This is a genomic window from Faecalibacterium prausnitzii (genome assembly GCF_003324185.1).
Classification (GTDB): domain Bacteria; phylum Bacillota; class Clostridia; order Oscillospirales; family Ruminococcaceae; genus Faecalibacterium; species Faecalibacterium prausnitzii.
In genome coordinates, this window is record NZ_PXUP01000012.1 from 1 (window position 1) to 17,123 (window position 17,123).

The 17,123-nt window shown below is 56.1% G+C and carries 20 protein-coding genes, 3 tRNA genes and 1 riboswitch; of the genes, 4 read left to right on the forward strand and 19 right to left on the reverse strand.

Going from position 1 to position 17,123, the window contains the following annotated elements:
* The 12 genes from C7J97_RS09170 to C7J97_RS09220 form a co-directional block, all read right to left on the reverse strand.
* On the reverse strand, positions 1 to 1,277 hold a 1,277-nt coding region (locus tag C7J97_RS09170), incomplete at its 3' end, for a VirD4-like conjugal transfer protein, CD1115 family (RefSeq protein WP_113998222.1).
* Positions 1,274 to 1,732 carry a PcfB family protein gene (locus tag C7J97_RS09175; protein ID WP_113992840.1) on the reverse strand — a complete coding sequence of 153 codons (459 nt, stop codon included), beginning with the start codon at positions 1,730 to 1,732 and terminating at the stop codon, positions 1,274 to 1,276. The genes C7J97_RS09175 and C7J97_RS09170, both read right to left, overlap by 4 nt.
* A gap of 29 nt (positions 1,733 to 1,761) precedes the next feature.
* Positions 1,762 to 2,208: a DUF3846 domain-containing protein gene (locus C7J97_RS09180; RefSeq protein ID WP_113992841.1), complete on the reverse strand. Its 447-nt coding sequence runs from the start codon at positions 2,206 to 2,208 to the stop codon at positions 1,762 to 1,764.
* Positions 2,132 to 2,332, reverse strand: coding sequence for a hypothetical protein (locus C7J97_RS09185; protein ID WP_113992842.1), 201 nt, complete (start codon positions 2,330 to 2,332; stop codon positions 2,132 to 2,134). Before C7J97_RS09185 ends, C7J97_RS09180 begins: the two co-directional genes overlap by 77 nt.
* Positions 2,333 to 2,373: 41 nt before the next feature.
* Entirely contained in the window at positions 2,374 to 2,538 is a 165-nt protein-coding gene (locus C7J97_RS09190; RefSeq protein ID WP_242983485.1) for a hypothetical protein, read from the reverse strand.
* 85 nt (positions 2,539 to 2,623) lie between these two features.
* Positions 2,624 to 3,094: a hypothetical protein gene (locus C7J97_RS09195; RefSeq protein WP_113992844.1), complete on the reverse strand. Its 471-nt coding sequence runs from the start codon at positions 3,092 to 3,094 to the stop codon at positions 2,624 to 2,626.
* Between the two features lie 66 nt (positions 3,095 to 3,160).
* Positions 3,161 to 4,090 carry a ParB/RepB/Spo0J family partition protein gene (locus C7J97_RS09200; RefSeq protein WP_113992845.1) on the reverse strand — a complete coding sequence of 310 codons (930 nt, stop codon included), beginning with the start codon at positions 4,088 to 4,090 and terminating at the stop codon, positions 3,161 to 3,163.
* Positions 4,047 to 4,880: a ParA family protein gene (locus C7J97_RS09205; protein WP_113992846.1), complete on the reverse strand. Its 834-nt coding sequence runs from the start codon at positions 4,878 to 4,880 to the stop codon at positions 4,047 to 4,049. The genes C7J97_RS09200 and C7J97_RS09205 overlap by 44 nt, the downstream gene beginning before the upstream one ends.
* Positions 4,880 to 5,776, reverse strand: coding sequence for a DUF6017 domain-containing protein (locus C7J97_RS09210; RefSeq protein WP_113992899.1), 897 nt, complete (start codon positions 5,774 to 5,776; stop codon positions 4,880 to 4,882). Before C7J97_RS09210 ends, C7J97_RS09205 begins: the two co-directional genes overlap by 1 nt.
* Complete coding sequence (locus C7J97_RS14855) at positions 5,739 to 5,993, reverse strand: hypothetical protein (RefSeq protein ID WP_005924919.1); 255 nt, start codon at positions 5,991 to 5,993, stop codon at positions 5,739 to 5,741. The genes C7J97_RS09210 and C7J97_RS14855 overlap by 38 nt, the downstream gene beginning before the upstream one ends.
* Complete coding sequence (locus tag C7J97_RS09215; protein WP_113992847.1) at positions 5,990 to 6,250, reverse strand: hypothetical protein; 261 nt, start codon at positions 6,248 to 6,250, stop codon at positions 5,990 to 5,992. The genes C7J97_RS14855 and C7J97_RS09215 overlap by 4 nt, the downstream gene beginning before the upstream one ends.
* Positions 6,251 to 6,646: 396 nt before the next feature.
* Positions 6,647 to 6,720: transfer RNA gene (locus C7J97_RS09220), tRNA-Arg, on the reverse strand.
* 627 nt (positions 6,721 to 7,347) lie between these two features.
* Here C7J97_RS09220 and C7J97_RS09225 point away from each other — a divergent pair.
* Positions 7,348 to 8,745 carry a TrkH family potassium uptake protein gene (locus C7J97_RS09225; protein WP_113992848.1) on the forward strand — a complete coding sequence of 466 codons (1,398 nt, stop codon included), beginning with the start codon at positions 7,348 to 7,350 and terminating at the stop codon, positions 8,743 to 8,745.
* Between the two features lie 105 nt (positions 8,746 to 8,850).
* Here the strand turns inward: C7J97_RS09225 and pepT are convergent, their stop codons facing one another.
* On the reverse strand, positions 8,851 to 10,068 hold the full coding sequence (gene pepT, locus C7J97_RS09230) for a peptidase T (protein WP_113992849.1): 1,218 nt from the start codon (positions 10,066 to 10,068) through the stop codon (positions 8,851 to 8,853).
* A 254-nt stretch (positions 10,069 to 10,322) separates the two neighbouring features.
* Complete coding sequence (locus C7J97_RS09235) at positions 10,323 to 11,402, reverse strand: 6-phosphofructokinase (RefSeq protein WP_113992850.1); 1,080 nt, start codon at positions 11,400 to 11,402, stop codon at positions 10,323 to 10,325.
* Between the two features lie 272 nt (positions 11,403 to 11,674).
* Here C7J97_RS09235 and C7J97_RS09240 point away from each other — a divergent pair.
* Together C7J97_RS09240 and C7J97_RS09245 are read left to right on the forward strand one after the other, a co-directional pair.
* Positions 11,675 to 11,748: transfer RNA gene (locus C7J97_RS09240), tRNA-Gln, on the forward strand.
* A gap of 31 nt (positions 11,749 to 11,779) precedes the next feature.
* Positions 11,780 to 11,855: transfer RNA gene (locus C7J97_RS09245), tRNA-Pro, on the forward strand.
* A 105-nt stretch (positions 11,856 to 11,960) separates the two neighbouring features.
* Here C7J97_RS09245 and C7J97_RS09250 read toward each other — a convergent pair.
* From C7J97_RS09250 to C7J97_RS09270, 5 genes are all read right to left on the reverse strand, one after another.
* Positions 11,961 to 12,611, reverse strand: coding sequence for an HAD family hydrolase (locus tag C7J97_RS09250; RefSeq protein WP_015536844.1), 651 nt, complete (start codon positions 12,609 to 12,611; stop codon positions 11,961 to 11,963).
* Positions 12,612 to 12,626: 15 nt separating this feature from the next.
* On the reverse strand, positions 12,627 to 13,154 hold the full coding sequence (locus C7J97_RS09255; RefSeq protein WP_005924938.1) for a QueT transporter family protein: 528 nt from the start codon (positions 13,152 to 13,154) through the stop codon (positions 12,627 to 12,629).
* A gap of 7 nt (positions 13,155 to 13,161) precedes the next feature.
* A riboswitch (PreQ1-III riboswitch) is annotated at positions 13,162 to 13,263 on the reverse strand.
* Positions 13,264 to 13,495: 232 nt separating this feature from the next.
* Positions 13,496 to 14,083: a flavin reductase family protein gene (locus C7J97_RS09260; protein ID WP_113992851.1), complete on the reverse strand. Its 588-nt coding sequence runs from the start codon at positions 14,081 to 14,083 to the stop codon at positions 13,496 to 13,498.
* A complete protein-coding gene (locus tag C7J97_RS09265) occupies positions 14,080 to 15,060 on the reverse strand; it encodes a glycosyltransferase family 2 protein (RefSeq protein ID WP_055186158.1) in 981 nt (326 codons plus the stop codon). Before C7J97_RS09265 ends, C7J97_RS09260 begins: the two co-directional genes overlap by 4 nt.
* Before the next feature lie 38 nt (positions 15,061 to 15,098).
* On the reverse strand, positions 15,099 to 15,779 hold the full coding sequence (locus C7J97_RS09270) for a Crp/Fnr family transcriptional regulator (RefSeq protein WP_015536843.1): 681 nt from the start codon (positions 15,777 to 15,779) through the stop codon (positions 15,099 to 15,101).
* A gap of 187 nt (positions 15,780 to 15,966) precedes the next feature.
* Between C7J97_RS09270 and C7J97_RS09275 the strand changes: the two genes are divergently transcribed.
* Positions 15,967 to 17,019 carry an ABC transporter substrate-binding protein gene (locus C7J97_RS09275; RefSeq protein WP_113992852.1) on the forward strand — a complete coding sequence of 351 codons (1,053 nt, stop codon included), beginning with the start codon at positions 15,967 to 15,969 and terminating at the stop codon, positions 17,017 to 17,019.
* The last annotated feature ends 104 nt before the right edge of the window (positions 17,020 to 17,123 follow it).

The following is a 17,123-nucleotide window of genomic DNA, read 5'->3' on the forward strand; positions in this document are numbered from 1 at the left end:
ATGGTAGCCACCAGCTTTTCCAGCTGCGGAATCTGACCGATGTTAGCACACTCATCGATCAGGCACCGCACATGGACTGGCAGTTTGCCGCCGTATTGGTCATCTGCCTTATCACAGAGCAGATTGAAAAGCTGTGTGTAGATCATGGAGATCAGGAAGTTAAATGTACTGTCCGTATCGCTCATGATAAGGAACAGCGCCGTTTTCCGGTCACCCAGCTTGTCCAGTTCCAGCTCATCGTACATGGTGGCATCCCGGACTTCCTGAATATCGAAGGGTGCGAGCCGGGCACCGCAGGAAATAAGAATCGACTTGGCCGTTTTGCCGGCAGCTAGCTTGTAAAGTTTGTACTGCCGCACTGCAAAGGATTTTGGTTTTTTCTTACCCAGATCCTCAAACAACAGGTCTATCGGATTCTGATAAGTTTCATCGTCCTCAGACACCTGCATAGTATTCAACATTTCCAACAGTGTTGCGAAGTTTTGCTCCTCAACCGGGGCTTCATAATGCAGATAGGCAATCAATGAAACCAGCAAAAGCCGTTCGGCCTTGTCCCAGAAAGGGTCGCCACCTTGACCCTCACCTTTGGTGTTGGTCATCAGTGCGGTGACAAGTTTCAAAATATCCTTTTCGCTGTGGATATAGGCCATTGGATTGTATTTCATACTCTTGGAAAAGTTGATGGTGTTGAAAATCTTTAGCTTATAGCCCTTTTGTAACAGGGCATTGCCGCACTCGATCACGATACTACCTTTCGGATCGGTGACCACATAGGAACTGTGACATTGTAAAAGGTTGGGCTTGAGCCAAAACCGGGTCTTACCGCTGCCGGAGCCGCCCACCACCAGCACGTTTTTATTCCGGGCATTCTTGGGGTTCGGTGGGCGGTTGCTCATCATCAGCCGTTCCGTTTTGGTTAGGATGATGTTGTCGGCGAACTTTGGTGCCATGAACGGCTCAATGTCCTTCGGAGTGCCCCACCGGGCGGAGCCGTACTCCATGCCGTGACGGTACTTCTTGGCGTTTTTGCCTTTCAGGTACACCGCCAGCCGCATTCCAGCGCCGCAGCACAGACCAATGAACAAGTCAAATGGGTGCAGGCTGGGCAGCGGATTGGCAAACGCTGCCGGGATAGTTCCCATCAGCGATACGATTTTATCGCCCAGTTCCTTGCCCACGGCCAGCCGCCACGCCTCGCCCAGATTGGTGGCTAGCAAGCCAATTACCACATAGGGCAGATAGAGCGCCAGCAGCTTGGAAAGTTTCTTTTTGCTCATAGGCCGCGCTCCTCCTGCTTGTGCCGCACTTTGTCCGGCAGATTTGCAACGGACTGTGCCAGATCATGCAGCTTTGCCAGCACGGAAGGACGCTTGGTTTTATCCAGCACCGATGCCGAATATTCCTTGAATGCTGCGCTCAAAGCGTCCGTGTCCTGTGCCTTGAAGTAGACCAGATACCGGGGCGGCGTGCAGGACAGGTCTTTCTGGATGGAGTAGTCGATGTGATACCGCTTAGCATAGCGGTCAAAATCCTTGATGCCGGTTTTCTGGATCTCCACATTGGTCACGCCACGGTTCTGCCGTACCAGCCGCTTCATGGACTGCTTGCCCTGCGAAGCGTTCTTGTCGTACTGCCGTAGCAGAAACTGCATCCCACGCAGCAGGGTGCGCGCAGACAGTTTTGTGGTCGAGATGGCAAGGTTGACCGTCTTATGCTCGATTTCTTCCTGCATTGTCACCACCTCCCTGAGAGAACCTCAGCTTAACGGTCATGTTCCACCGGGGGCTTACTCACAGCCTTTTCTGCGTCATTCTGAACCGATTCATCCGGAACCGGAATGACCATCAGGCGATGCCCCAGAGGGAGAAAGGCTTCGGGTTGATGGAATTCTTCTTCATACTTCTGCGCCAACTCCGGAGAGAGCGATACAAAATCCTCCTCTCCCAGCCCCACCACCAGAAAGGTTCCGGCAATGACATCGTACATCAGCCCGTCCTCGTCCCACAGGGCACGGTTCAGCGGCAGACCCATGAGCTTGCCGTCATCGTTGTAGACGATGGCAACCGGATCTTCAAAAGGGTAGCTTGCGCCGATGGAGCCGCCGACAGCCTGCTGCAATGCTTTCAGGTCGTTATCGATCTCGACCTGCTGCGGATACTGCCCCGGCGCAATTTTCAGCACCGACAAGGTGTTCTCGGTCTGTTCCATTATCTTCCTCCTCGAATTTGATAGTGATTTCCTGCCCAGCACGGGCGGCGTTCAACAGAGCTGCCACAAAGAGGCCGAAAAAGGCACCAGCTTCAAAAATGATAAACGAATAAATAAAATTCATAGCAAACCTCCTACATTGACTGAACTGTGAGAAGAATCCTCTTAGGGAGGACGAGGAGCGCTAGACGCGGTGACGATATGCTTAGTGGAAACATTGGCATGAGTATGCGGTGCGGCATCGGTAGAAAAATAGTCGTACAGAGCATCCCGCAGAGAATGGAAGCAACGAGCATGGTAGTCGTGCAGACGGAGAACCAGAATCTTCAAAACATCAACGGCGGAACAGTAAAAGTCCTCCGTGACTTCTGCGAAACTCTCATAGCGGGTCATTTCGGTATCCATGCTGCACCTCTCAGTCAATGCAGATGCAGACCATCTTCTCGCGGCCAGCCATCAGAGGGACGCTGTTCTCGCCCAGATAACACTGGATCAGGTACAGGTCGGCGGTGGTAAGTGCAACAAAATTGCCATCGGTGTCGTAGCGTACAAAGATGACTGCGCCGGACAGGTAACGCTTTCCAGCCAGTGTGATGACCTGACGAGGGTCGTAACAGAGAGCCAGCGGCACATCTTCGCTGATGCTGTAGCAGGAATCTGCTTCATCGAAGCAAGGCAGGTAACTGCGAACATTCGCCAGCGGGGTGATGGTCAGTTCGATCTCCGGGGCAATCACGGCGGCGTAAACTTCATCATCGCCGAGCTGCCGCTCCAGCACATCGCTCATCTTGTTGAAGAAGTCGGTCACAGCATTGTCCATGTGGTTGATCTTCTGGTTCATGGCTTCGATGGTCTTTGCGGTCTTGAGATCAATAGTAGTGTTCATAGTGCTTTTTCTCCTAATTTTTGCAAAAAAGAAAGACCCGGTTGGGTCTTACATTCAAAATGTGTGTTAGCGTTCATTCTGCCGCTGCTGTTTGCGTTGCCACTGATCCAGCAGCTTGATGATAGTGTCCTCCATCTGTTTCGGGGTGTAGCTGCGCGGGAAATACTTCCGCAGGGTGTCGTTTTTGATGACCACTTTGTCCAGCTCGTCCTTTTTCTCTTCTCCCATGACCGCAAAGGCAACGTCATACGAGAAGTGCCCTTCCTGCGCCAGCTTTTTAAGCCGCTGCGCTTGGGAAAGGGACGGCGCATTCTGGGTGTCGTTCATCGCTTCTAAAAAATCCCGCTGTTGGCTTTCGTCCAGATAGGACAACTCCACAGCGGGATTGAAGGCAATTTTCTTTTCGTCTACCATGTCCAGCAATTCGGGAATAAGGTTGGTCAGGCGGATAAAACGCTGGACGGTTTTATATCCCTCGCCAGCATCTTCCGCAACCCGTTCAATGGACAACTTCGACTTCTGGACAATTTGTCCAGAAGTTAAATCCGACCTAGCACCTTGATTTTTTATTGCTTCCAGCTTCATTTTGTAGGCGAAAGCTCTTTCACTGGGCAAGATGTTTTCACGTTGGAGATTGCTGTCCACCATGAGCAAAACTGCGGCATCATCATCCATCTGACGGACGATGACAGGCAGGGCATCCAGCCCAGCAAGCTGTGCAGCGTGCTGACGGCGGTGCCCAGAGATGATCTCGTAGCCACCTTCCGGGCGTGGACGTGCAATCAGCGGAGAAAGCACGCCGTACTGTTCTACGCTTTCCACCGTGCGCTGCATGGACTCATCATCCAAGACCTTAAAGGGGTGGTTCTTGAAAGGGAACAGCTCCCCGATGGGAATTTGCTGAACCTGTTCCCGCTGCTGTTCCTGTCGGGATTCTTCGGTGGAGAAGATGTCATCTGCCCCTTTCAGCGACACGTTTAAGCTGTTTTTCGGCATTCGCCATCACCTCCTTTGTCAGAGAGCGGTAGGCTTCTGTCACCTTGCCTTTGGGGTCGTGCTGGAAAATACTCTTACCCACGGCACTGATTTCCGCAGCACGGACAGACCGGGGAATGGTCTGGTCGAACACCTTGATCTTGCTGCCATAGGCACCTCGAATCAGGTTGTCAATCTGCTGCCCGTAGTTGGTGCGGCTGTCGGTCATAGTCAGCAGGATGCCCTCAATTTTCAGCTTGGGGTTGATCTGCCGCCGGACTTTCTGCACAGTCTGCAAAAGCTGCTCCAGACCCTTTGCAGACAGGTACTGCGCCTGCACCGGAATCAGGGTGGTGTCTGCCGCCGCCAGTGCATTTACGGTCAGCATCCCAAGGGAAGGGGTGCAGTCCAGCAGAATGAAATCGTATTCATGCTTCGCACCTTCCAACACCTGTTTCAGCATTTTTTCCCGGTTCATGCAGTTAACGAGAGACACTTCCATCCCTGCCAATTCGATGTTGGCTGGAATCAGGTCAACGCCCTCCGCATGGTGCAGGATGCCTTCACCGGGCGGAATGCTCTGATCGTTCATGGCTTTTGCCATCAGGGTGGAAAGGGTGGTGGGCAGTTCGTCGGGCTGCTGCCAGCCCATGCTGATGGTCAAGCTGCCCTGCGGGTCAGCGTCCACCAACAGAACCTTTTTGCCCTCCATCGCCAGCCCGATGCCCAGATTTTCACAGGTGGTGGTCTTGCCGGTGCCGCCTTTCTGGTTGACGATGGCTATTGTGGTTGCTTTCTTTGAAATTTTCATCACCTCCGCATCGCTAAGTCATGGTTGGTTTGGTTCTGATAGAAAAGCTGCATTGTGGTGGGTGCATTATATAGAGAAGCAAGCAGATACTGTTTCATGTTTCGGATCGGGCTGCTGTTCTCTGCAAGGCACTTCAGCACAAAGCAAATATGGTCGGCGTTCAGCTTCATAAACCGGCTGCGTACCACCTCGGCGGGCTTATCGTCCCCGGCAATGCGCAGCGTCTTGCGGTTGGTGGCACAGGTATCCACCAGCAAATCCACGATTTGGTAGAGGGTATCTTCATCATCCGGGTAAAGCCGGAGAAGAAGGTCCATCTCCAAAGAACGTGAAAAATATTCTTCCAGTTGGGCGCGTTTGCTCATCCAGTCGTTTTCATCGGAATAGATAGGATCAGTATCGCTTACCTCTGTGTTATTTCTATCAGTCTTATTACATCGTAGTTTGGCCGGGTCTTGAAGCGTATTCTGGACGACTCCAGAATCGTCATTATCACGATTCAGAAAGCGTAGTTTTGACGATTCTGACGAAAAATTCTTCACATAGATGAGATCGGGCTTGCCCAGCCCCCTCCGTTTGCGTTCAATCAGGCCGTACTCTTCCAGTTCTCGCAGCAGCTTGGTCGCCTTTTTATCGGCACAGCCCAGTGAATCCTGCACCTCCTGCACAGTATAGATGATGAACACCCGCCCAGCTTTGTCCAACCAACCATTCCGGGCTGAAAGGCTCATGCGGTCCAGCAGGATACCGTACAGGGTTTTGGCATCTGTGGAAAGCGGTTGGAAGCGGCTATCCTGAAACAACAGCTTGGGAATCCGGTAGAAGGAGAACAGCTCGCTGGACTGCCCATAGAAGTAATCAAGGTCTGCGGTTCTTGTCGGCTTTTTTTCGGGCATAGAGAATATCCCATTTTTCAGGTGTGGAACGGAATACATTGACCTGCTTCTTATAAGGGCAGTGGGCATACAGGCAGGTGCGGAACTTGAAATCGGGTCGATAGTACGGGCACAGCTTGCAACTGTCCGGGGCACGGTCGGAACCTTCGCCAGCGGCGATCACATGGTGCATGGAGTGCTGAACATGGCGCAGAGCTTCGTTTCGCTTGTGGCTCACTTGGCATCACCTCGTTTCTCCAGCGGTGCCATCAGGTCTTTGTAGCAGGGAACCAGCACACAGGGCTTTGCCCGCTTGTAGGGGCACCCTTCGCACTTGCTGGGGCCTTTGGGCGGCTCGATCAGGTAGTAGCAGTTCTCTTTGCCGAGAACGCAGCCCTTCTTTCGATTCTTCCAGAAGAAGCAGTGCTGGCAATCTGCCGGGCGGGAAGCATGGTAGCGGATACCGTCGATCGTGACGGTCAGAACTTTTTTCATCGGTAAACCCTCCTTTGGTGGATTCGGGAAGTTCGGCCCGAAAACAAAAAAGCGCGTTCCTCTTTCTGTTCCGAGAGAACAGCGAGTGAACGCGCTATGTATGGAGAAAAGTGTTTTGCACGGCTTCCAGCAGAAAGGTGGAAAATAGATTCACACAGATTATCTTGTATTTACATGGATTTACAGGAAAGCGTTTACCAATCTTAGCAGAGAGCCAGAAAACAGGGTTCAAAAGGCGCTTTATGAGGCTTCATTAGCTGGAAAGCCGATTTTATTAGCTGGAGCTGAAAATTCTGCTAATGGCATTAGCTGGCTAATTTTGGTGATAGGTTCAAAATGAAAAATGCGAAGATCGTCTTTCACATGGAAAAATGACCTTCGCATTTCTTAAAAGGATGTCCCTACCCGGGTTCGAACCGGGGGCGTTTCGCTTAGGAGGCGAACCCTCTATCCAGCTGAGGTATAGAGACATATATGTATTATCGTTGATTTTTGACTTTTCTGCACTTTGTATGGAATGCTTTTCACAACGAAGTGACCGACTGCGTTGCAACCGGAACGGTGTTAAACTTGTTGCATCAAAAATTGTTGAGAAAACTTCGATTCCCGGTCTTGCTTTTGATTAGAGCAATCACTTCTGCCCCCAAGGTATCAGGTTGACCGAATTCTTAGGAGGCGAACCCTCTATCCAGCTGAGGTATAGAGACATATATGTATTATCGTTGATTTTTGACTTTTCTGCACTTTGTATGGAATGCTTTTCACAACGAAGTGACCGACTGCGTTGCAACCGGAACGGTGTTAAACTTGTTGCATCAAAAATTGTTGAGAAAACTTCGATTCCCGGTCTTGCTTTTGATTAGAGCAATCACTTCTGCCCCCAAGGTATCAGGTTGACCGAATTCTTAGGAGGCGGACGCTCTATCCAGCTGAGCTACGGAGACACAGTTCTGCATCCTTGGGGCAGAAAACCCCAAAAATACAGTACCATATTATAATACCGCAACCGAGCTGTAAAATCAAGTTGAACCTGCGGGCAAAATGGTGTATGCTATAAAGGAATGCAAAGCGGCTGTGTGCTGCACAGGGAGGATGCTATGGAAAAGATAAAAAATATCCGCAAAAGGCTGCGGCACCAGAGGTCAGTTCGGCGAAGAAAGCTGGGACTGAGCACCCCGACCCAGATCATCTGCGTCAGCTTTATTATCGTGATCGCGCTGGGCACGCTGCTGCTCACCCTGCCTATTGCCAGCAGGCACGGACGGCTGGATGTGCTCAACGCCATGTTCACAGCCACCAGCGCCACCTGCGTCACCGGTCTGGTGGTGCGGGATACGTGGACGCAGTTCACATGGTTCGGGCAGGCGGTGGTGCTGCTGCTCATTCAGGTGGGCGGCCTTGGTCTTGTTACCCTTACCAGCTTTTTTGCGCTGGCCATGCGCCGGCGCATGGGCTTCCGGGATCTGCGGTTGCTGGGCGAAAGCGTTTCGGCGGACGGCTACGATCAGGCCAAAAGCGTGCTGAAGATCGTGGTGGGGCTGGCAGCGATGTTTGAAGGCATCGGCATTCTGCTGCTGATGTTCGCCTTTGTGCCGCAGTTCGGGCTGGAGGGCGTCTGGATCAGCGTGTTTACCGCCATTTCGGCCTTCTGCAATGCGGGCTTTGACCTGTTCGGCCGGTTCGGGGCGTACTCCTCGCTGGTGCCCTATGTCAACAACTACTATGTGCAGGCGGTGATCATTTTCATGATCATCTCCGGCGGTCTGGGCTTTATGGTCTGGGTGGAGCTGTGCCAGTGGTACCAGAAACGCCGCCTGTCCCTGCACGCCAAGGTGGTGCTGTCCTTCTCGGTGATCCTGTGGCTGGGCGGCGCGCTGGGGCTGGGACTGATGGAGTGGAACAACCCCGCCACGCTGGGCGGACTGTCGGTGCCCGGCAAGGTGATGGCTTCACTGTTCCAGTCGGTATCCACCCGTACCGCCGGCATGAACACCGTGGATCTGGCCTCCTGCGGCACCCTGAGCAAGCTGCTCATGAGCGTGCTGCAATTCATCGGCGCAGCGCCCGGCTCTACCGGCGGCGGCGTGAAGGTGACCACCTTCGCTGTCATCATCCTGACCATCCGCAGCGTGGCGCAGGGACGCGATGACTGTGTGATCGCTGACCATCATATCGAGTCCAAGACCGTCTACCGCGCCCTGACCATTATCGTGCTGGGCGCTGTGGCGGTCATCGGCTCGGCCATTGTGGTGTACTACAACACCTCGGACGCCGTGTCCGTGGTGGATGCCATCTTCGAGTCCTGCTCGGCCTTTGGTACGGTGGGCCTTTCCGTAGGCGTAACCAGCCAGCTGAACAACGGGGCAAAGATCCTGTATATGCTGGTCATGTTCATGGGCCGTGTAGGCCCGGTGGCCTTTGCCATGAGCCTGACTGCCAAACCGGACGACAACAAGCGCAAGATCATGCCGGTGGGGCATATCAACGTAGGTTAAATGAAAACAGGCGGCTGCACAAAGCATTGTGCAGCCGCCGCTTTTATGTTGAACGATAGGGACAGACCGTTTTCACGCTGAAAGTTTTTTCGCAGAAAAAGCAGATCACTCTGCGTACAGGGAGATAATATTCAGCACGATCTCGGTGCAGCGGTCCATCCGCTCCACGGTGGTGCACTCGCATACGCCGTGGAAGTTGAAGCCGCCGGTGCCCAGATTGGGGCAGGGCAGACCCATCCAGCTCAGGGTAGCGCCATCGGTGCCGCCGCGCACGGGCACCTCCACCGGCTCCAGACCGGCCATGCGCACAGCCTTATGGGCGGTCTCGATGAGGTGGAAGTGGGGTTTGATCTTTTCCAGCATATTGCGGTAGCTGTCCTTGATCTCCACTTCCACGGTGCCTGCGCCGTACTTGCCGTTCAGGTAATCGGCAATGTCCTGCATATTGTCCTTTTTGAACTGCAGCTTGGCGGCATCGTGGTCGCGCAGGATGTAGCCCAGCTTTGCGGTGGTAACGTCGCCGTACATCTGGCACAGGTGGTAGAAGCCCTGACGTCCCTCGGTGGTCTCGGGACGTGCCATCACAGGCAGGGCACCGTGGAACTCCATGGCAACGTTGGAAGCGTTGATCATGGTGTCCTTGGCAGAGCCGGGGTGCACCGAGAAGCCGTGGATGGTCACGGTGGCGGCAGCGGCGTTGAAGTTCTCGTACTCGATGTCGCCGGCATCGCCGCCGTCCACTGTGTAGGCAAAGTCTGCGCCAAAGCCGGGGATATCGAACAGGTCGGCACCCTCGCCGATCTCCTCGTCCGGAGTAAAGCCGATGCACAGCTTGCCGTGGGGGCGGCCCTCGCGGATAACGGTCTCCACAGCGGTCATGATCTCAGCCACACCGGCCTTGTCGTCTGCACCCAGCAGGGTGGTGCCGTCGGTGGTGATCAGGGTCTCGCCCTTCATGGAGGCAAGGAAGGGGAAGGCGGAGACCTTCATCACCTTGCCGGTGGCGGGCAGCACCACGTCGCCGCCGTCATAGTTCTCGTGCAGGATGGGGTTCACGTTCTCGCCGCTGGCATCCGGGGCGGTGTCCATGTGGGCGATCAGACCCAGCGCGGGCTTTTCCTCGCAGCCGGGGGTGGCGGGCAGGGAACCGTAGACGTAGCAGTGCTCGTCCACCCGGGCATCCTCTACGCCCAGAGCCTTCAGCTCCTCCACCAGCTTGTGAGCCAGATCAAACTCCCGCACAGCGGAAGGATGGGTGCCGGACTCTGGGTCCGAGGTGGTGTAGACCTTGACGTAATCAAGCAGTCGTTCATAGGCGCGCATAACAAAGCACACTCCTTTAACAATATTGAAGGACCGCAGCTTTGCGATCCAGCTCTTATCATACCCTGTTTTTCCTGTTTTGACAACCTTTTTTGCGCACTTGGGACAGAAAGCGCAGCTTCAACGGCAAAATTTACCGTAAAAAGCCGCTCGCCAACCCTTTTGCGCTGCCCATAACATAAAAAGAGACACCGGAAAGTCAGCAGACTTTCCGGTGTCTCGCTTTTCTCAGTGTTCCCGCTTGCAGGCAGGGCTTAACCCAGACAGACGCCCATGCGGCGTGCCACGCTCAGCAGCTCGCAGTTTTCGGGCACATTGCGAGCCTTACCGGCAATGTCTGCCAAACGGTTCTCGGTCACCCGGCGGTTTACCATGGCCACGGTCACGCCGTAGCGCTCCACCTCCACCAGCTGTGCGGCATAGCTGCCGAACTGGGTGGCCAGCACACGGTCGTAGGCGCTGGGGCTGCCGCCGCGCTGCATGTGACCCGGGATGCACACGCGGGTCTCCATGCCGGTCTTTTTCTGCACGGCCTGTGCAATGCGGTTGGTGGCGGTGGTGCCAAGGCCGGCCTCGGCGCGCTTGGCCATCCAGTCCTTGCGCTTCATGCGGGCTTCCTCGGTGTTGATGGCACCCTCGGCCACGGCAAGGATAGAGAAGTTGGAACCCTTCTTGGCACGGCGCTCCACGGCCTCGCACACGCGGTCGATATCGTAGGGCAGCTCCGGCAGCAGAATGATGTCCGCACCGCCGGCAATGCCGGAGTACAGGGTAAGCCAGCCGGCCTTGTTGCCCATGATCTCAATGCACATCACGCGGCTGTGGCTGCCGGCGGTGGTGTGGATGCGGTCGATGACGTCTGTGGCAATATCCACAGCGGTGTGGAAGCCGAAAGTCACATCGGTGCCGTAGATATCGTTGTCAATGGTCTTGGGCAGGCCGATGATGTTCAGCCCCTCCTGAGAGAGCAGGTTGGCGGTCTTGTGGGTGCCGTTGCCGCCCAGACACAGCAGGCAGTCCAGCTTTGCCGCCTTGTAGGTCTTTTTCATGGCGGCGACCTTATCAATGTTGTCGTCCTCCACCACACGCATCAGCTTGAAGGGGGTGCGCTTGGTGCCCAGAATGGTGCCGCCTAAGGTCAGGATGCCGCGGAAGTCGTCCTCGTTCATTTCACGGTAGTCGCCGTTGATCAGGCCGCTGTAACCGTTGGCGATGCCCACGATCTCCACGTTATCTCCCATGCGGGCGTACAGTGCTTTTGCAACGCCGCGGATGGTGGCGTTCAGGCCCGGACAATCGCCGCCGGAGGTCAGGATACCAACACGTTTTTTCATTCAAATACCCTCTTTCATTATCATTCAGGCAAAGCCGAACGGTCCGGCAAAGGGTGCCGGGCTGACCGGGATCCTACCTTTTTATAGTATTAGAGTATTCCGAAAGGGGAGTGCTGTCAAGAGAAAAACCAAAAAATTACAAGCCTGTGTGCATCGGAAAACCGCTGCGAAAACTTTTGCAGAAAAACTGAAAAAATGGTTGACAAGCAGCCCGCCGGCGTGTATAATATCCCTTGTCAGCAACGCACGGCGCGGCTGACACAACCGAATATTGGGGATTTGCATAGTGGTAGTGCGGTAGACTCTGACTCTACTTGTGGGAGTTCGATTCTCTCATCCCCAACCAGTTACCGCAGCCGAATAAGCTGCGGTATTTTCGGGGCATAGCGCAGTTGGTAGCGCGCCTCGTTCGGGACGAGGAGGCCGTGGGTTCAAATCCCGCTGCTCCGACCAAAAAGACCAGTACACATTTGTGTACTGGTCTTTTTTTGCTTTTGCGAGAACAGGCTGTAAAAAAGTGGCTCGGAAACACCGACAGGCGTTTCTGAGCCACTAATATCATATCGTTTCCAGCAGTGCGGGCAGCTGGGCAAGGTCGTCGATGACGTAGGGACTGACCTTTTCCAGCCGGGCGCGGGACTGGTGCCCGCCGGTGTACAGCACACAAGTTGCACCGATGGCCGCAGCCACTGCGGCATCGTGGTCTGTGTCGCCGACCATCACACAGGCCGCCGGGTCGATGCCGGTGCGGCGCAGATAATCGGTGCCAAGCTGTACCTTGCTTACGCCGTAAATGTCCGCAAGGCCGAGCAACTCGGTAAAAAAGCCTTGCAGACCCCGGGCGGATACCTGCTCGATCAGGTAATCACGGCGGGAGGCGGAAAGCACTGCCTGCTGCCAGCCCATGCGAGCCAGCGTTTGCAGGGTGTCAACGGCGTGTGCCGTTACAGCGCAGCCGGGCACACCGGCGTTGTAGTGCTCCATAAAGCGTGCGGCAAGTTCCGGGTAGGGGTGCCGCGCAAAATCGAACCCGGCACAGCGGTAGTAGTCCTCAATGGGAAAGCCGAACAGCTCCCGGTAGGCTGCCAGATCGTACCGCTGGGGGTAGCCGTGGGTCTCAAGCATCCAGTTCAGGCAGCTGTGGGTAAAATCCACATCGTCCATCAGGGTACCGTTCCAGTCCCAGAAGATCATACCGTTTGGCTGCATGGAAACCTCCTTGCGTTATTCCGTCACAAACACCTTGCGCAGTGCGGCGTTGCTCTCAATCAGCTTTACCAGCACAACGCCCAGCACGGTGCAGCTGATCAGCTCGCCGATGCCCACCGAGATGCCGTTGGTGATGCAGGCCAGCCAGATGGGGGCGCTGGACGTGGGGTCCGGGAACATCACGGCGATCTCAATGCCGATGATCACCGCGTTGAACAGCACCGGGGGCAGGCTGGCGGCAATGGCCAGACCCTTGAAGCGCACATTGCGCAACTTGTAGGTGACAAGGCAGGCCAGCAGGGTAGCCAGTGTGCCAAAGATCACATCCACGATGGTGGAGCCCAGCAGGTTTGCCAGGAAGCAACCCAGCACCACGCCCACGATGTACTCTGCACCGAACACGGGCAGCAGGCACAGAGCCTCGGCCACACGCACCTGCACAGCACCATAGGAAAGGGGCTGCAGTGCCAGACACAGCACCACATAGATGGCTGCCACTACACCGCAGTGCACCAGCTTACGGACGGAAGAATTCTGATTCATGATAATACTCCAGCGGTTTGATTTTGACCGCACAGGAACCGCCAGCTCCTGTGGGTTTTGCCCAGCGCCGCTCGAGTGGCACCGGGGAGCCTAAAATCCTAAGTTGCTCTTTGAGGATACTGTACAAAAAAGCACAGCAGTAGGGAGTATATCACAAAATCGGACGGAATGCAACGGGAATCGGACGATTGAAAATGCCTGCTGCGCTGCTCTGGGCAGATTCGGCAGAAAGAAAGCTTTTATTATAGAGCCGAAGCTGCTGCCTGCGAAAATGGAAAAAGCTGAGCACCTGACTTTCTCGGATGCTCAGCCTTGCTGTACTTGTTTTTGCGGAGTTGCCTTTACTGTTTCTTGCGTTTTGCGGGCTTTTTCTTCCGCACGCTGTAACCAAAGGAACCCAGCTTTTTGCCAAGGGCCAGATACTCGCCGTGGCTGTACACGATGAGGTTTGCCTTGTCCAAGCACAGCTTGCCTTTTTCGTCCAGCAGGCTCTCGTCCACATCGCAGGCCACCACCTCGGCCAAAAACAGGTCGTGGCTGCCCAGCGGGATGCGCTGGGTGATGCGGCACTCCAGATTGACCGGGCTTTCTTCCAGCACCGGGCAGTCGGTCAGCACGCTGCCGGGGGCGGCGTGCAGGCCGCAGGCGGCAAACTTGTCCACCTCGCGGCCGCTCTTCACGCCGCACCAGTCGATGGCGCGCACCAGCTTTTCAGTGGGCAGATTGATGGCAAACTGCCCGCTCTCGCATAGCAGCTGATGGCTGTACCGCTCCGGGCGCACGCTGATGGATACCATGCTGGGCTGGGTGCAGATGGTGCCTGTCCAGCCGATGGTGATAAGGTTGGGCTTATCCAGCCCGCCGCAGGATACCAGTACCGGCGGCTCCGGGTTCAAAAGGGTGCTGCCCTTCCAACTTTGCTTGCTCATCCGTGATATTTCCTTTCGTAGGGAGCCCATGTGCGCTCCGAGATGATATAGCGCGGGCGGGCCTTTGTTTCCATATAGATCTTGCCGATATACTCACCGATCACGCCCAGACACACCAGCTGCACGCCGCCCATAAAGCAGACGATGCAGACGGTGGAGGCCCAGCCTGCCACGCTGCTGCCCATGGCAGCGCACACGATGGCCCAGATGACCCCGATAAAGCTGACAAGGCTCACCACGATGCCCGCTCCGGTGATGATGCGGATAGGCTTGTTGGAAAGGCTGGTAATGCCGTCAAAAGCCAGCGCCAGCATCTTGCTCAGGGGGTAGTGGCTCTCGCCGGCCAGACGCTCGTGGCGCTCGTAGGTGACCACATCGTGGGCAAAGCCCACCAGCGGCACCATGCCGCGTAAAAAGATGTTGACCTCCTTGTAATCCGCAAAGCTTTCCAGCACGCGGGTGCTGATCAGGCGGTAGTCTGCGTGGTTGAACACGATATCCGCGCCCAAGGCGTTCATCACATGATAAAAGCCCTCGGCGGTGAACCGCTTGAAGAAGGTGTCAGTGTCCCGGCGGCTGCGCACACCGTACACCACCTCGGCACCGTCCAGATACTTTTTCACCATCTCGTCCATGGCGTTGATGTCGTCCTGACCGTCGCAGTCGATGGAGATGGTGATGTCGCAGCTGTCGCTGTGCAGTGCCTCCATCAGCCCCGCCAGCACGGCGTTCTGGTGGCCGCGGTTGCGGCTCTGGGAAATGCCGATATAGTGCTCGTCCTGTGCGGCAAAGCCTTGGATCAGCTCCCACGTTTTGTCGCGGGAGCCATCGTTGACAAAGAGCACCCGGCTTTTATCGCTGACCAGCCCCTGTGCGGTCAGACTGTGGATCTTTTCCAGAAACATGGGTGCTGTAATGGGCAGTACCTGCTCCTCGTTGTAGCAGGGAATCACGATCCAGAGTACGGGCTTGGACATTGTTTTATCGCTCCTTATTGATAAAAGTAGTCAGATGGTCACTGCACCATCTGCTGCAAGGCATCCGGCTCCAGCAGCTTGAAGCTGCTGCGGTAGGTGTCGATGAGCCCTTCCTTCTGCATGGTGCTCAACTCCCGGGAAAGGGCGCTGCGGTCGCAGTTGAGGTAATCCGCCAGCTGGATGCGGGAGAAGGGGATGCTGAAGGTCAGGCTGTGGGCGCGGGCGGCCTCGCTGAGCAGATAGGCCGCCACCTTGGCGCGCAGGCTCTTCATTACCAGCAGGTCGATGCGGCGGGAGAGGGAAAAATATTTATCGCTGATGGTGCGCACAAGGTTCTGCACCACCCGCTGGTGGGCGGGGCTGCCGTCCGAGAGCAGCAGCCGCTCGTAGGGCAGCAGCAGCACCTCACAGGGGGCGGCAGCCAGCACGGTGACCGGGCTGGACAGGCTGGAGCCTCCCAGCACGTCCCCGAACACCCCGCCCGGCTCTACCTGGGCGATGGGGATGCGCACCCCGCCCGGTGCCGGGCGGTAGGCCTCCAGCTCGCCGGACAGCACGATGCCCACCCGGCGGCTGGGCTCCCCCGCCAGCACAAGGGCTTCGCCCTTGCCGTAGCTGCGCACACTGCCCCCCAGCCTGGACAGCAGCGTGCTGAGCTCCGCAGCGGAAAGCCCCGCGAACAGCGTGGTGGTTTGTAACAGCGGCAGATAATTATTCATCGCAACTCCGCAGAGAAAATAGCGTTCTCCGCAGCCTCCTGCAATTACGTTGCGCACGCAACGGTATTTTTACCCCTATTATAGTAAACTGGAACGCGCAAAGCAAATGATTTTGCAAAATTTTTCAAAAAAAGACCGGTTTCCGCTTCCCGTACTGGGGCGTGCCGGGTGTGAAAAGGAGTATTTCATGAAAAAGATCCTGTCCTTACTGCTGGCGTTCAGCCTTGCACTGAGCCTTGCAGCCTGCGGCGGCAGCGCAAGCTCTGCCGTTTCCAGCACGGTGGTGTCCGAGGCTGCTTCCTCTGCGGCTGCTTCTGAGAAAGAGACCGCAGCGCCGCTGTCTGCCACCGAGCCGCTGCGCATTGCGGGCCTGAAGGGCCCCACCACCATGGGGCTTGTCAATCTGCTCTCGATGGAGCAGGCCAGTACTGCCGCCATGGACTACGATCTGCAGCTTTACGGCGCTGCGGATGAGATCGTGCCGCTGCTCATCAAGGGCGAGCTGGACATGGCTGCCATCCCGGCCAATCTGGCTGCGACCCTGTACCAGAAAACCAGCGGCGGCATTCAGGCCGTGGCGGTGAATACTTTGGGCGTTTTGTATGTGGTGGAGCAGGGCGACACAGTCCACAGTATGGCCGACCTCAAGGGACGCACCATCCTGTCCACCGGCAAGGGCACTACCCCGGAGTATGTGCTGCGCTATCTGCTTACCGCCAACGGCCTTGACCCGGACAAGGATGTGGACATCCAGTATTACAGCGAGGCTACCGAGGTGACCGCCCAGATGGCAACCACGCAGGATGCCATTGCCGTTTTGCCCCAGCCCTATGTGACCGCTGCCGGGCTGAAGGACGACACCCTGCGGGTAGCCCTTGACCTGACCGCCGAGTGGGACAAGGTGGCAGACACCCAGCTGATCACCGGTGTGACCGTGGTGCGCAAGGCCTACGCCGAGGAGCACCCGGACGTGGTAGCCGCCTTTCTGGCAGACTACGCCCAGAGCGTGAACGCCGCCAACACCGATCTGGACGGCACCGCCGCCCTGTGCGAGGAGCAGGGCGTGGTGGCAAAAGCCGCCATTGCCAAAAAGGCACTGCCCAACTGCAACATCGTCTGCTTGACCGGCGAGGAACTGAAAGCAGACGTCTCCGGTTACCTGCAGGTGCTCTACGATGCCGACCCTGCCGCCGTGGGCGGTACGCTGCCCGGCGAGGATTTCTACTGGGCAGCCCAGTAACAGCCTGAAAAAAGCATTCCATCTCCCGCCGCTCTGCCGTGGTACGCAGCGCGGCGGTTTTTGTTTCCCGGTTGCAATTCCGCTGCAAAAGTTCTACAATAGAG

What these genes read in the sequence shown, in the direction of transcription:
- C7J97_RS09215 (WP_113992847.1), bottom strand. Translation starts at nt 6,250, where the DNA reads ATGAAAAAAGTTCTGACCGTCACGATCGACGGTATCCGCTACCATGCT.
- C7J97_RS09265 (WP_055186158.1), bottom strand. Translation starts at nt 15,060, where the DNA reads ATGTCCAAGCCCGTACTCTGGATCGTGATTCCCTGCTACAACGAGGAG.
- C7J97_RS09210 (WP_113992899.1), bottom strand. Translation starts at nt 5,776, where the DNA reads ATGCCCGAAAAAAAGCCGACAAGAACCGCAGACCTTGATTACTTCTAT.
- C7J97_RS09205 (WP_113992846.1), bottom strand. Translation starts at nt 4,880, where the DNA reads ATGAAAATTTCAAAGAAAGCAACCACAATAGCCATCGTCAACCAGAAA.
- C7J97_RS09250 (WP_015536844.1), bottom strand. Translation starts at nt 12,611, where the DNA reads ATGCAGCCAAACGGTATGATCTTCTGGGACTGGAACGGTACCCTGATG.
- C7J97_RS09275 (WP_113992852.1), top strand. Translation starts at nt 15,967, where the DNA reads ATGAAAAAGATCCTGTCCTTACTGCTGGCGTTCAGCCTTGCACTGAGC.
- C7J97_RS09260 (WP_113992851.1), bottom strand. Translation starts at nt 14,083, where the DNA reads ATGAGCAAGCAAAGTTGGAAGGGCAGCACCCTTTTGAACCCGGAGCCG.
- C7J97_RS09255 (WP_005924938.1), bottom strand. Translation starts at nt 13,154, where the DNA reads ATGAATCAGAATTCTTCCGTCCGTAAGCTGGTGCACTGCGGTGTAGTG.
- C7J97_RS09195 (WP_113992844.1), bottom strand. Translation starts at nt 3,094, where the DNA reads ATGAACACTACTATTGATCTCAAGACCGCAAAGACCATCGAAGCCATG.
- C7J97_RS09270 (WP_015536843.1), bottom strand. Translation starts at nt 15,779, where the DNA reads ATGAATAATTATCTGCCGCTGTTACAAACCACCACGCTGTTCGCGGGG.
- C7J97_RS09200 (WP_113992845.1), bottom strand. Translation starts at nt 4,090, where the DNA reads ATGCCGAAAAACAGCTTAAACGTGTCGCTGAAAGGGGCAGATGACATC.
- C7J97_RS09185 (WP_113992842.1), bottom strand. Translation starts at nt 2,332, where the DNA reads ATGAATTTTATTTATTCGTTTATCATTTTTGAAGCTGGTGCCTTTTTC.
- C7J97_RS09175 (WP_113992840.1), bottom strand. Translation starts at nt 1,732, where the DNA reads ATGCAGGAAGAAATCGAGCATAAGACGGTCAACCTTGCCATCTCGACC.
- C7J97_RS09225 (WP_113992848.1), top strand. Translation starts at nt 7,348, where the DNA reads ATGGAAAAGATAAAAAATATCCGCAAAAGGCTGCGGCACCAGAGGTCA.
- C7J97_RS09235 (WP_113992850.1), bottom strand. Translation starts at nt 11,402, where the DNA reads ATGAAAAAACGTGTTGGTATCCTGACCTCCGGCGGCGATTGTCCGGGC.
- pepT (WP_113992849.1), bottom strand. Translation starts at nt 10,068, where the DNA reads ATGCGCGCCTATGAACGACTGCTTGATTACGTCAAGGTCTACACCACC.
- C7J97_RS09180 (WP_113992841.1), bottom strand. Translation starts at nt 2,208, where the DNA reads ATGGAACAGACCGAGAACACCTTGTCGGTGCTGAAAATTGCGCCGGGG.